General features: G+C 45.2%; 12 protein-coding genes. 9 read left to right on the plus strand and 3 right to left on the minus strand.

From position 1 onward, the window contains the following. The first annotated feature begins 39 nt into the window (after positions 1-39). From MKY66_RS13480 to MKY66_RS13505, 6 genes are all read left to right on the plus strand, one after another. Positions 40-894 (plus strand): ATP-binding cassette domain-containing protein, encoded by an 855-nt coding sequence (locus MKY66_RS13480; protein WP_076214866.1) that lies wholly within the window; start codon positions 40-42, stop codon positions 892-894. Further along, positions 879-2642 (plus strand): ATP-binding cassette domain-containing protein, encoded by a 1764-nt coding sequence (locus tag MKY66_RS13485; protein WP_076214869.1) that lies wholly within the window; start codon positions 879-881, stop codon positions 2640-2642. The genes MKY66_RS13480 and MKY66_RS13485 overlap by 16 nt, the downstream gene beginning before the upstream one ends. A gap of 159 nt (positions 2643-2801) precedes the next feature. Next, positions 2802-3101, plus strand: coding sequence for a hypothetical protein (locus MKY66_RS13490; RefSeq protein ID WP_076214871.1), 300 nt, complete (start codon positions 2802-2804; stop codon positions 3099-3101). A gap of 166 nt (positions 3102-3267) precedes the next feature. Continuing rightward, positions 3268-3843 (plus strand): GNAT family protein, encoded by a 576-nt coding sequence (locus MKY66_RS13495; protein WP_076214872.1) that lies wholly within the window; start codon positions 3268-3270, stop codon positions 3841-3843. Positions 3844-3964: 121 nt separating this feature from the next. Beyond that, positions 3965-5422, plus strand: coding sequence for a S8 family serine peptidase (locus tag MKY66_RS13500; RefSeq protein WP_076214875.1), 1458 nt, complete (start codon positions 3965-3967; stop codon positions 5420-5422). A 34-nt stretch (positions 5423-5456) separates the two neighbouring features. After that, on the plus strand, positions 5457-6038 hold the full coding sequence (locus tag MKY66_RS13505; RefSeq protein ID WP_076214877.1) for a GNAT family N-acetyltransferase: 582 nt from the start codon (positions 5457-5459) through the stop codon (positions 6036-6038). A 178-nt stretch (positions 6039-6216) separates the two neighbouring features. Here MKY66_RS13505 and MKY66_RS13510 read toward each other — a convergent pair whose 3' ends face one another. After that, positions 6217-6576 carry a MerR family transcriptional regulator gene (locus MKY66_RS13510; protein WP_076214880.1) on the minus strand — a complete coding sequence of 120 codons (360 nt, stop codon included), beginning with the start codon at positions 6574-6576 and terminating at the stop codon, positions 6217-6219. A gap of 102 nt (positions 6577-6678) precedes the next feature. Here MKY66_RS13510 and MKY66_RS13515 point away from each other — a divergent pair, with 102 nt between their 5' ends. Next, a complete protein-coding gene (locus tag MKY66_RS13515) occupies positions 6679-7389 on the plus strand; it encodes an SDR family NAD(P)-dependent oxidoreductase (RefSeq protein WP_076214882.1) in 711 nt (236 codons plus the stop codon). A 258-nt stretch (positions 7390-7647) separates the two neighbouring features. Further along, positions 7648-8118, plus strand: coding sequence for a GNAT family N-acetyltransferase (locus tag MKY66_RS13520; RefSeq protein ID WP_076214885.1), 471 nt, complete (start codon positions 7648-7650; stop codon positions 8116-8118). Positions 8119-8397: 279 nt separating this feature from the next. On the opposite strand, the gene MKY66_RS13525 is transcribed toward MKY66_RS13520, so the two are convergent. Together MKY66_RS13525 and MKY66_RS13530 are read right to left on the minus strand one after the other, a co-directional pair. Then, positions 8398-9915, minus strand: a complete 1518-nt coding sequence (locus MKY66_RS13525; protein WP_076214887.1) for a HAMP domain-containing sensor histidine kinase — start codon at positions 9913-9915, stop codon at positions 8398-8400. Continuing rightward, positions 9915-10598 carry a response regulator transcription factor gene (locus MKY66_RS13530; protein WP_076214890.1) on the minus strand — a complete coding sequence of 228 codons (684 nt, stop codon included), beginning with the start codon at positions 10596-10598 and terminating at the stop codon, positions 9915-9917. Before MKY66_RS13530 ends, MKY66_RS13525 begins: the two co-directional genes overlap by 1 nt. Before the next feature lie 225 nt (positions 10599-10823). On the opposite strand from MKY66_RS13530, the gene MKY66_RS13535 reads away from it, so the two are divergent. Then, positions 10824-12989, plus strand: coding sequence for a glycosyltransferase family 39 protein (locus MKY66_RS13535; protein ID WP_256704309.1), 2166 nt, complete (start codon positions 10824-10826; stop codon positions 12987-12989). Positions 12990-13022: the final 33 nt, after the last annotated feature.

Consider the following 13022-nt stretch of genomic DNA (forward strand, 5'->3'; position numbering starts at 1 on the left):
GTACCACAGAATAATAGAAAGGGAAAGGACTAATTTACGATGCAAGGCAACCTGCCTATAATTACATTAGAAGATGTTCGAGTGCATTATGCTTCCGAAGGTAGTCAGGTGAGAAAAGCACTGGATGGGGTCTCACTTACGCTGCACCAAGGAGAATGGATTAGTATTGTAGGGGCGAATGGCAGTGGAAAAAGCACACTCGCTGGACTACTGATTGGATTCATTCCACTATCTGGAGGGGTACGGGATATCTCGGATGAACTTACCGTTCGGGGTGTACTGCAGCAACCGGATGCACAGGTACTAGGCGATACGATTGAAGAGGAGTTTCATTTTGCGCTGTCACCATTGATGGAATCTGTAGAAGAGCAATTGGAGCGCAGGCAGGATACATTACATACCGTAGGACTTCAATATCCCCCGGAGAAGGCTGTCTCACAATTATCCGGTGGACAGAAACAACTGCTTAATATTGCTGTAGCGCTCGCAGCCAAACCGGATATATTGATTCTGGATGAGCCAACAGCCATGCTTGATCCGGGAGCAAGAGACCGTATCGAGGCCATCGTTCAGAAGATTACCCAGCGGGGGACAACGGTGATCTGGATTACACACCATCTGGAGGAAGCAACCCTGTGTGATCGAATCATTGCTATGGAGAGGGGACGTTGTGTGTACAACGGGACGCCGGAGTCCTTTTTCTATGAAACAGAGCTGAATGAGAAGGCTACACGGGAAAATGTACAGCTATCCCCCTGTGAACGGTTAGGATTGGACCCTCCTTTTACTGTAAAAACTGCGTTATTGCTCAAGCAAAAAGGTATGATGCCAGAAGCCATGCCACTGCGACCTGAGCAACTGGCTAAGGAGGTCGCACGTTGGAGATCGAGCTAACCAATATACGTATAGAAGCATCGGAATCGAGCAAACGTGCACTGCTCGAAGATGTGAGCGTACAGTTGAACAGTGGGGAAATCACCTTGCTGTTGGGCTGTACGGGTTCAGGAAAAACGACTTTACTACAGACGTTGGCTGGTCTGAGACCGCCCGATGCAGGAAGTATCACATTGGATGGCACACCTTTCTGGAAAGAAGGAAAAGTGCCGCAGTCGATTTTATTGCAAACGGGACTATTGTTTCAATTTCCGGAACAACAACTGTTTGGCCGAAGTATTCAGCGTGAATTCACATATTCTCTGCATCCCTATCGACTTTCAGAGAAACAGCAACAAGAGCAGATCACAAAAGCACTGAACCAATGGGACCCGCCAGTATCCTCGGAGTTGGACCGGCGTTTTCATCTGGACAGGTCGCCATTTGCTCTAAGTGGGGGAGAGAAGCGCAGGCTTGGACTTGCTCTCGGAAGTGTGACCAACCCACACTGGCTTCTGCTGGATGAGCCGAGCGCCGGGTTGGAAGCGCAAAGTGTCGGGCTTTTGCTGGATGTACTGGAGCAACATCGTCTGGCAGGTGGTGGGGGTGTGGTAGCAACCCATGATCTGGATACATTTTTGCCTTGTGCGGATCGAGTATTGTTGTTGCAGGAAGGCCGCCTAATCGCTGATCTTACGCCGAGAGAACTTCACAAAAGACCTGAACTGCTGGAGCAAACAGGGATTGGACTGCCACCATCGATGAGACTGGCACAGCAATTCAGAGCAGCGGGTCTTGAGCTGCCTTTGACCGCGATGACGCCAGAGGAGATGGCTGAATGCATTGTTCAGTCTACGTTAGTTGAAATACAGATACAGAACGGATCGAAAGAAGCATTAGGGACGGTAACGATGGAAGTCAAGAGTGATGCAATGAAGTATGAAAAAGAAGCACTGATGCTATCGTCCATTAAAACGGAGGATGATCCAAAGCTTCTTCCGAACACCTTGACTCATTCGGGGGGATTATATGGCGTCATGGACCCGCGTCTGAAATGGATTTTGTATATTTTGCTGGTCACCGCAGCTATGCTTCAACAGCGCTGGCTGGGATTGACGTTAACACTGGTGCCGGTAGTAGCAGCACTTGCCGTGCTCCCGCGTCAGACTTTGGCTGGATGTATGAAGTTAATGAAGCCATTATTATTCTTTTTCATCATATCGACGGCGTTATCTGGAACAACCCTTTCAACAGAGGGAGGAGGTCTGCACTTTGGTTTTTCCCTGATGCAGGCGGAGGGCACTTTGCTGAATGTGTATCGTTTGTTTATCGTCACATTGGCAAGCCTTTGGTTTTCGTTGACGACACCTTATGGGCGAATGGTAGAGGGGCTTAATTGGGTACTCGGTATCGGTAAAAAGATCAGGTTGCCCGTAGCTTCGTTTGCTCTTGCTGTATCGTTAATCTTTCGGTTTATCCCGATGATCTGGAGTGAGTGGCAGCGATTCTCACTGATCGTACGGGCACGTGGAAAGGCAGCTTTGAGACCCAATACCGTTCGAATTCGTGACCTGGGTCCGATGGTGATTCCCTTGTTAATGGCACTGTTCCAACGTGCAGAGGATATGACCATTGCGATGGAAATGCGTAAAGTTAGAGAGCACTCTACGCTCGGAGGACGTTCATCGTTATTGGTATGGTCCAAACGTGATACCTGGTTTAGCATGGCTGGCCTCATTGTTTTTGTACTATTAATATGGATTCGCTAATTGTGATGGCGATGATTAACGTGATTAATCCGGTGATGAATAAGACGATGGATTAGAACAATAAACGCAGTGTTTTCCAAAGATCATGCATAAATGCGTTTGTCCTCGCTCACAATAAGTGGACGTTGGTCATCTGAAGTGGATCAGGAGGGATAAACGATGAAAGATAAGTTTTTACGTGAAGAACGGCAAGAATATACCGATGTGTCTACGGTGGAGTCGCAGCGAAACGATATCACACTCGAGGAATTCCCGGAGGGTCCTTACGGTTCATCTTTAATATCGGAGTCTCTCGGGAAAAGTTCTCCGTGGCGGGTGGATCAGAGGTCTGCACATCGTTTTGATTATGAAAATCATGAGCTTCACGAGGGAGAAGTACGGGATTATCCGGGTCAGGATGTTTTTGACGAAACGATTCCGGATAACGTGTCCAAGCCTCAATATACGGAAGAATCGTAGTTAGATTTTGATATGAAGTAGAGCGTAGCCTCCAACAGGTTTTGTCCTGTTCGGGGGTTATTTTCGTTGTGTTTAATGAAAACAAATCTCCTCCAATTCCACATTATGGGTTATCATATTTGTAGCTCTAAGTAAAAATTTGGTGGTATATGCGGGGGGACTTGGAATGAGAGAGATCGATTATAGTCAATATTTCTGGCAGGATGACAAGGTTAGATTGCGTGCTTTGCGTGAGGAAGATTGGGAAGATCATTATTATAACCGCTTTGATACACCTGCCCGTCGGTTATTGGAGTGTGCAGTAGAGTTGCCGCCAACTCATGTTGAGGCTAAGAATTTCACGGAAAACTTCTCTGATTTTTCTTTAGGCAAAGGACGGATCATGTTTACAATTGTAAACATGGATGGTGAAAATGTCGGAGGTGTGAATCTGAACAGCATTGATGAGAGAAACGGTACCTTTAGCATTGGCATTCAAATTGACAGGAATCATCGAGGAAAAGGATACGGAACCAGAGCCGTTCGAATCTTGCTGAACTATGCCTTCTTCGAGCGCAGGCTCAATAAATTTAATGATTATGTACTCGAGGGAAATGAACCTTCCGCAGCCATGATGAGAAAACTCGGATGTGTTCAGGAAGGTGTGCGTCGCCAAGTGATCTATACGGATGGAAAATACCAGGATCTGATCCTCTTTGGATTAACCAAAGACGAGTTTATGGAAAAAGAGGGCCTTGTATGATTCTAGTATAAATAAGATCGCCAGAGAGCTCGAAATCTGCCAATTTTAGTTGGATGAATGATAATGTACATTAAGCGGAAGGCGATAGTATTCTAATGATATCAAAATCTGAGGTGATCGTGTGGATAGAGCAATACCCGATCCGACATGGAAAAGGTTAGGTTTTGCTGAACAACCTGATTTTCATACTTCTGGTCTGGGTGTGGGGATTGTAATTATCGATTCAATTAAACCACATCATCTCTTAAATCACTTAAATACACGAATCAAATGTGTTGCCGTACATGAAAATATGACTGTCACCATGCGAGACATCTCATCTATGAACAGCGAGGGAGATAATCGGAAAGGTGAACATGGCCTTATGAGTGTACTGGCTTTAGCCCATGAACCTATTCTGTTAAAGGAACAAATTCACGTCGGGATTGCACCAGCAGCAACATTTATAGTTTTAGATCATGGCGCATTTACAACTGGAGAAGGAGAACGTCTGAAAAAAGGAATGGAATGGATTCTTGAACATGGGGTCGAATGGAATATAAAAATTATTTTAAGTACTGGTTGGCAGGCATTAGATAATGAAGTTTATCTTAAAAATACGAGTGAAAACTCAACGGTTAAAGCATTGGCGACAGCTGTGCAACAGGGCATTTTGGTTATTTGTTCGAATGGAAATACACGTTTAAATAACATCATGCCTCCAATACAATATCTAGCAGTAGGAGGCTACGTTGATCGTGGAAAGGACGATCGTTCATTACACGTTCCTTTCCCTGATGAACCTTATGGTAGAAATGGAGATGGCCACTTTAGGCCAGATATATTAGCGCCCAGACTACACCTTACAATCCCCTCTTATGAAACTGAAGATTCTGGTCAGCGCGTATCTTTTTATGGGGGCACCTCTGGAGCAGCTGCGCTTGTGGCTGGTGTTGCGGCCCATCTGTTCTCCCAATTTCCGAGTTTAAGTTCCGAGATGCTGAGAAACTTATTAGTCGAGTATGGAGAACCGCTTGAGGGTGATGATAACCTTGCTCCTCGAATTAACGTTGAGAATACAATTCGTTGTATGAACAGGGCAGATAAGCCAAGGTACATATCAAAAACTCTACCCATGATAAGTATAAAAAATCAAAATCCATACAGCGCAATTCATTCAATGGATGATATCGAAAGAGCGCTCTCTTTAACTGTTTTAGTTGAGAGGGGCGAATTATCACGTGAAGAGTTATGGAACTTCACGAAGGATTTATCCGCTATTGTTCGTAAAATTGCAGTATCGACCCTCGGAGAACCGATGAACGAACAAGAGCGAAAGTTGTATTGGGTGTCATTACTGCATGAAACAGAAGGAGGAGTGCGTGGATGGTATATGCATGGATTATTGCAGAATGCTCCAAAGGAAGAAATACACCATTGGATAAATTGGTCAACAGATATTAACTGGTCGGTCCGATGGTGTGTTAGCGAATATTTGGCTCAATATCCAGAGTGTTTTCCCCAACTTGAAAAAACCCAAGATCCTGACGCTATACATATCAAGGCATTGCCTTTAAGGCAATGGTACACGGCTCTATAATGATGTAACGTAAATCAGTATGTGGAGGCAACTTATGAAACAAACCAATTCTAGTGATGAGTTAATAATCGATTGCAAGGATATTTATTTGCGTGAGTATCGAATTGAAGATTTGGAGAAACTGCAAGAAATTACGTGGCAACCTGAGGTGTATGAATTCCTACCGGGATGGAACGCTACGATTGAAGATAGGAGCCTGTGGCTCACCGAATATGAAATTCCTGAGAATCAGCGTTTTAAACAAGCTGTGGTGGCGGGAGGAGATATCGGAGAGTTATACTTACGTATGGCTATCGTACTCAAAGAAAATGACGAGTTCATAGGATGGTGTTGCTCAGGGATCAAGGACGAACTGCCAGCGCCCAATCGGGAGATTATGTATGGTATTTCCAAGCATTTCAGAAATCGTGGTTACACAACGCAGGCGCTCAAAGGAATGACAGATTATTTATTTGAACATACAAACGTAGAAGTGTTAAATGCCATCGCTTTGACTACCAATCATGCATCCAATAAGGTGATACAGAAATGTAATTTTGAACGGTTAAATTTGATCGAGATCGAGGATGAAAAGTATAACCATTACCACCTGCGTAAGCAACAAGGCCAATTTTAATAGAACGTAGTCCCATAGTGAAGGGCTATAAAATGAAAGTTTCGGATCAGGTTAGACAGTTAATGCTGGCTGCCTGATTTTTTTGTATTTATTTTAAGAAGCTACTGAGGAAACCTTGTTAGGATACGTGTTCTCTTACATAAAACGCAAAAAATTGGCCTATTGGACAAGGCTTATGTTAATAATTTTCTCCGCGATAATAGCGCTCCAGTTTGTTGTCCAAATGAACAAGCTGCGCTTTTTTCTCCTCGATATCATTCAGCAACTTTTGCTTTTGATCCTCAATCAGCTTGGTTCTTTCCTTCAGCGTGGAAGTTCCTTCATTGACCTGATCATAATACTTTTTGATGTCTTCCACACTCATCCCGGTTTCGCGAAGGCATTTGATAAAAACCAGCCAGTTCAGATCATCCTCCAAATAAAGACGGTTATTCTGCTCATTTCGTGCAGCAGGTTTCAGCAATCCCTTTCTCTCATAAAAGCGGATGGCTCCAATGGAGATTTTAACTTTTTTCGCTACTTCTCCAATCGTTAACATGTTAATCCCTCTTTTTATAAAAATAATTTGACCTACACTAAGTGTAGCATAGTAACTTATACATTGTTAAATATAAATCAAATTATGGAAAGAAGGATTCGCATGAAAAAGACTGTTTTTGTAACCGGAGCAAATAAAGGAATTGGATATGAAATCGTCAAGCAGTTAGGTGAAGCAGGTTGGAAAGTTATCCTTGGTGCTCGTAGTGTTGAACGGGGGGAAGCAGCTATTTCCGAGTTAACTTCCAAGGGGTTAGATGTAGAGTTTGTACAGATCGACATGTGCGACTTGAAGAGCATTGAGCAGGCAGCCGATACGATTCAGAAGACTTATCCCGCAATAAACCTTCTGATCAATAACGCGGGTATGCCGGGTGCTTTCTCTCATTCCTTCACGGATACAAAAGAGGAAGATCTGCGGAACGCCTTTGAAGTGAACTTTTTCGGCACCTTCCGTTTGAATCAGCGATTGTTCCCGTTAATCAAAGATAATGAAGGCACAATCATTAATGTATCAACCGACATGGCTTCTCTAGACCATATGCAAAATGAGGAATCTACTTTAAATGCCTTCGACTATAATTCATCCAAAACGGCCAACAGCGCCATGACACTTTCGATGGCTTATGAAGTCAAAAACAGCAGGGCTCAAGTCTTTGCGGTAACGCCCGGATTCACATCAACAGATCTTAATGGCAATGCCGAAGGCGGTAAATCAAAAGAAGCAGGTGCTGCGATTATCGTGCGCTATGCGACGGATGGTAAACGCCATAATGGGGAGTTCCTAGATGAGAATGGCGTGTACCCTTGGTAATCCAACGTTCGTACTGGATGATCTTGTCCCCCGGATGATAGCGGAAAGTTAGATGAAGTATTGGCGTGGTTCCGTTACTTAGATATCAAGGAATATGAGAATACAACGTCGAATAAAAAAATGATAGTTTATCTTGTTTGTATGCTGTAAATGAAACAAACACCAAACGTAGACGAACATCTTTCTTGTACTAAGTTAACAGAGCATGTACTATAAATTATATTTCTAACAAGCGTATCAATCGGAGGTATATATTTAATGGAGGTTTCACTATATAAAGCCGATTTAAAAGATGCAGTGACTATTCATGAAATGAAAGTCAAAGCATTTATGTCCTTGTTGGAAAAATATCAGGATTTTGCAACAAGCCCTGCCAATGAGACCGTAGAAAGCATTATTACTCAAATCAATCAATCTTTCACAGATTATTTCATAATTCATCATCTTGAGGTTGCTGTTGGTGGGATTAGAGTCGTGGAAAAAGATTATCAAATCTATAGTATTAGCCCAATTTTTATACTGCCAGAACATCAAGGAAAAGGAATTGCACAAAAAGTCTTTACAATGGTTGAGCAGATATATGATGATGCAAAGTCATGGAAATTGGGTACCATCTTACAAGAGAAAGGGAACTGTTATTTGTATGAAAAGATAGGCTACAAAAAAACGGGTGTAACAAAAGCAATTAACGACAAAATGACAATGGTATTTTATGAAAAGCATATATAAGCTTCAAACCCTTGAATAAGACGCCTCAGATTTGTTAGCCTGAAAGTCCGAAAGCCTCAACCAAATGGGCTACCACTCTACCATTGGATACAAAAACGAATCCCCCTTTCATTTCTTAACCGAAATGAGAGGGGGGATTCGTCATGCAATGAAAAGCCGGAATTAAAATGGAAGATGAGCATCGTTTGGAGAGCCTGCCTAGAGCTTGCGTAATGATCAAGTAGATCTTACGTAGAGCTGCTTATAGCCAACTTATCTTACGTAGAGCCGACGCTTAACTTAGACATCTGCCTTAGACAGCGGCAGCAAAATCATAAAGTCAGTTCCCAAGCCTACCTGACTTTGTACGGTAATTTTCCCACTATGCGACTCCACAATCGAGCGGGTAATGGCGAGACCGAGACCTGCGCCACCTTGTTTGCGCGAACGAGAACTGCTTGTGCGGTAAAATCGCTCAAAGATATGGGGCAGATGTTCAGGTTCAATGCCTGTTCCGTTATCTTTCACTGATAATTCAGCCTTATGATGCGTGGCATATAACGTTATGGAGATAGCTCCATGTTCAGGATCGGTGTGCTGCACCGCGTTATGGAACAGATTCAGCACAACCTGCTTCACCTTGTAAGGGTCAGCCAGTACATGTACCTCAGCCGTCAGGTCGAGATGAATGGATCTTTGCTGAGCCATCATGGCAAGTTGTGGTTGCATTTCGAGCAGGAGACTGTCTAGCTGAATGACCTCCCGCTCCTGCTTTGGAGCCTGATCCAGCTTGGTTAGTAACAGCAAATCTTCAACCAGCTTGTTAATTCGGACGGATTCGCCGTGCATGCTGTCTAATGCTTTATACAATTGATCTTGATTGGTCGCTGCACCCCGCTGCAGAACTTCAATGAAGCCGTGAATGGAGGTGAGCGGGGTACGAAGCTCATGGGAAGCATCGGACAAGAAACGCTGCATCTGCTCTTTCGATTCCCGCTCCGCTTCAAACGAGTTCTCCAGCCTTTCAAGCATGCCATTGAAGGAAACTGCGAGCTGATCCACTTCCTCTTGTCCCTGAACGACGGGAAGGCGATCTGCGAGGCTGCCTGCATCGATCTGCTGTACTTTATTCACCATATTGGACAGGGGAACCAGCGTCCGGCGTAATACCTTAGTGTATAGAATCAGACCGGCTACCATGGCCAACAGCGATAACATGAGGAAGATCAGAAGCTGTTTGATAATGAGATCTCTCAGTGGTTTCGTAGCCGTACCCATCTGGACCATCGGTAAGCCACGATTGCGTGGACCGGGTGAAGCGAATACAATCAATTGCTCATTCCCTTGGCTATCCGTGACGATCCGGTAGGGAATGTGTTTTTGTTCTTTCAACTCATCTGTAATGTCCTGATATTCAGGGGTTGATAGTTGAGGGGCTTTCAGACCATCTTCTCCAAAAACATCCACGAACGTACCTTCGTTATCAAACAGGGCCAGTGAACGGTCAGGAATAAACAACACCCGATTACCAGAACCGTTTCCTGCCTGTCCACCGAAAGGATTGTTGGAAGAGCCGCTACGTGACTGGATTCCGAGCCAAACCGGGGGCATGGACATGAGCTGTTCTTCCATGGTTTTTGCCTGATTCCGGTAGAGAAAGCTTTCCATGATCCAGAATTGCAGGATACCGATTAACAATAGTAACCCAGCAAGCACGAACAGTGAACGTGAGAGCAATTGAGAACGTAATGAACGAGGCCATATCCATTGGTGCAGACGTCTTAAACGAAGTTTATTTTTCTTAGGTAGCGAGTTCATCAGAGATCCACCCTGTACCCGACACCTCGAAGTGTTCGAATGAGTTTATGCTGTTTATCCCCGAGTTTGTCGCGCAAGGAGCGAACGTATACCTCCACAATATTTTCTTCCCCGCCAAAATCATACCCCCACACCCGGCTTAGAATGGTCGCTTTACTCAGTACAATCCCATGATTAAGCACAATGAATTTTAGCAATTCGTATTCGGTAGGAGATAGCTCCAGAACCTGATTCTGATAGGTGATTTCTTTGCGCTGATCATTAATTCGGAAGGGACCGTGGGTGACGGCTCCTATTAATAAAGGAAATTGATTACGCAGTCTGGCCTGAATCCGGGCGAGCAGCTCATCAAAGGCAAAGGGTTTGATCATGTAATCGTCAGCACCTAACCAAAGGCCCTTAACCCGATTCTCGACTTCGTCCTTCGCTGTCAGCATAATCACGCCAACCTCGGCACCGGTCTTACGCAGACGCTCGACCACTTCGAATCCATCCATCTCTGGCATCATGACATCCAGAATAGCCATATGCGGCTTGAATTCAAGCGCCAACTCAAGCGCAGCCGCTCCATCCGGTGCGGTGCGCACATCAAAGCCCTCATTGCTTAATCCAAGCTCTAGAAATTGCAAAATATGTGGTTCATCATCAGCCAATAGTATTTTAATTCCGCTGCTAAGCTTCATAATGTGCTTTCTCTCCCTGCCCGTTTCATCTAGACTTCTCCCTCACTTCGGAGGGACTGTATGTAGTATTATCGCTTGCCAAACTGAAATTTAGCTGAAAGGATTGTGAATTATCCTCAGACAACATTCAGCGGGCACTCATCCCAGCTTTATTTTGGCATGTCACAATACTAGACATGAAGAACTTTGAAGGAGTGATTAACATTGAATAACACCAAAAGAAGGATGGATCTTGTCCTTCTGCCGATTGTATTACTGACGGCATTTCTGAATGGGTACGGCATCTGGAACGATCAATATGCCAATTCCTATTATACGACTGCCGTTGGGAGTATGCTCAGCAACTTCCATAACTTTTTCTATGCTTCACTAGACTCGGCAGGCTCGGTCACTGTAGATAAACCACCTGTTGTCTTCTGGATCCAGACGGCCTTTGCCTATGTCTTTGGATTGCACGGATGGAGCGTAATTTTGCCGCAGGTATTAGCGGGAATCGGTTCGGTGCTCCTGATCTATTTCATGGTGAAACCTACATATGGTCTTGCAGCAGCACGAATCTCGGCACTTACGATGGCGACTGTGCCTGTCGTGGCGGCAGTCAGTCGGACCAACAATATTGACAGCATGCTGGTGTTTACACTACTGCTGGGTTCATGGTTTTTGTTCAAAGGCAGCAAACAAGGCAGTACTTGGCGCATTCTGGTTGCCTTTGGGTTAATAGGCGTAGCCTTTAATATGAAAATGCTTCAAGCCTACATGATTCTCCCGGCTTTTTACTTGTTCTATCTGCTTGCATTTCAGGCGAAATGGAGAAGGAAGATCATCCTGCTGATCGGCAGCACGGCGGTTCTGGCGGTCGTTTCCTTATCCTGGGCGGTCACTGTGGATTCTATCCCTGAAGACGAGCGGCCTTATATTGGCAGCAGTGAAACAAACTCGGTCATGGAACTCGCCTTTGGATACAATGGTCTGGCTCGCCTAACGGGTCAGCAGAATACTGCAGGTAGCGCAGGTATGCCAAATGGTATGGGACAGGGAAATAATCGGGGCAATCGAGGAGACTTGTCTTCAGGCCCTAATCAGACAGACAGTGGTGTCCCTGGCGCTGGGCAAGATGTCAATGCACCGGATAACGATAATATGAATGGTTCGAACGGCTTGAACGCCATGGGCGGCATGAATGAGCCGAATGGCAATTTCCCGAACGGGCAGATGCCAAATGATATGGAAATGCCAAATGGAAGAAATTTCGGCGGTAATGGTGGCGGAGGCATGGGAGGAATGTTTGGTACAGGGGAGAAAGGTCCTTTGCGTCTGTTCCAGACGGAACTTTCAGGTCAAGCCAGCTGGCTTCTGCCAGTTGTATTGCTTGGATGCATTGCCATGTTTGCAGGGTTAAGACGGAGAAATATTACGAAAAAACACAAGGAAGCCTTGTTCTGGCTGGCATGGTTGATTCCCGTTGCTGCCTTTTTCAGTGTGGCAGGTTTCTTCCATCAGTATTATCTGATTATGCTTGCACCTCCAATTGCGGCGCTGACTGGCGCAGGCTTTGTAGCGATGTGGAAGTTATATCGTGATCGCAATGGCTGGCTGGCCTGGTTGCTTCCGGTGTCCGTGCTACTGACGACCCTGTTTGGCTGGTATATCATGCAGGTGTATAACGATACGATTGGTGCAGGCTGGTCCATTAGTGAATTGATCGCAGGCATTCTGGTCACGGTCATCCTTGTCGTTATGCTTCATCGCACACATCGTTGGAAACAGGGCTTCATTATCGCGGGATTCATAGTGATGCTGATTGGTCCAATCTACTGGGCATTCACCCCAATAACTTATGGTGGCAACAGCATGATTCCGGCAGCAGGACCTACTGGTTCCAATGGTATGTTTGGTGGAGCAGGAATGGGCATGCCGATGGGTAACGGTGCAGGAGACACAGAAATGCCTACAATGGGTGGCCGTGGCGGAATGGGCAACCGTAACGAAGGAGTGGATACAGCCACACTGAATTATCTGAAGGAGCACAATACAGGCGAAACGTATCTCTTCGCTACTACGGACTATAATCAGGCAGCACCTTATATTATCGATGAGAAAGCAGCGGTCATTACGCTTGGAGGTTTTTCCGGATCAGACCCGGTGTACACAACAGAGGAACTTGAGCAACTCGTCAAGAGCGGGCAAGTGAAATACTTCATGGTTGGTGGCATGGGTGGCCGCGGAGGAAACTCGGACATTAGCGATTGGATCAAAGAGCACGGAACCGAAATTCCAGCCTCAGAATGGCAGACAGGCACCGACAGCGGATCTACGGATAACGGAGACACCGGAAACAGAGCTGGATTTGGATTCGGCGGACAGACGACCTTGTACGAAGTGAAATCGTAGCTATATAAATTGAACTTATCATTTCAACGATAA

Origin of the sequence: Paenibacillus sp. FSL R5-0766 (assembly GCF_037971845.1) — a bacterium.
GTDB lineage: Bacteria > Bacillota > Bacilli > Paenibacillales > Paenibacillaceae > Paenibacillus.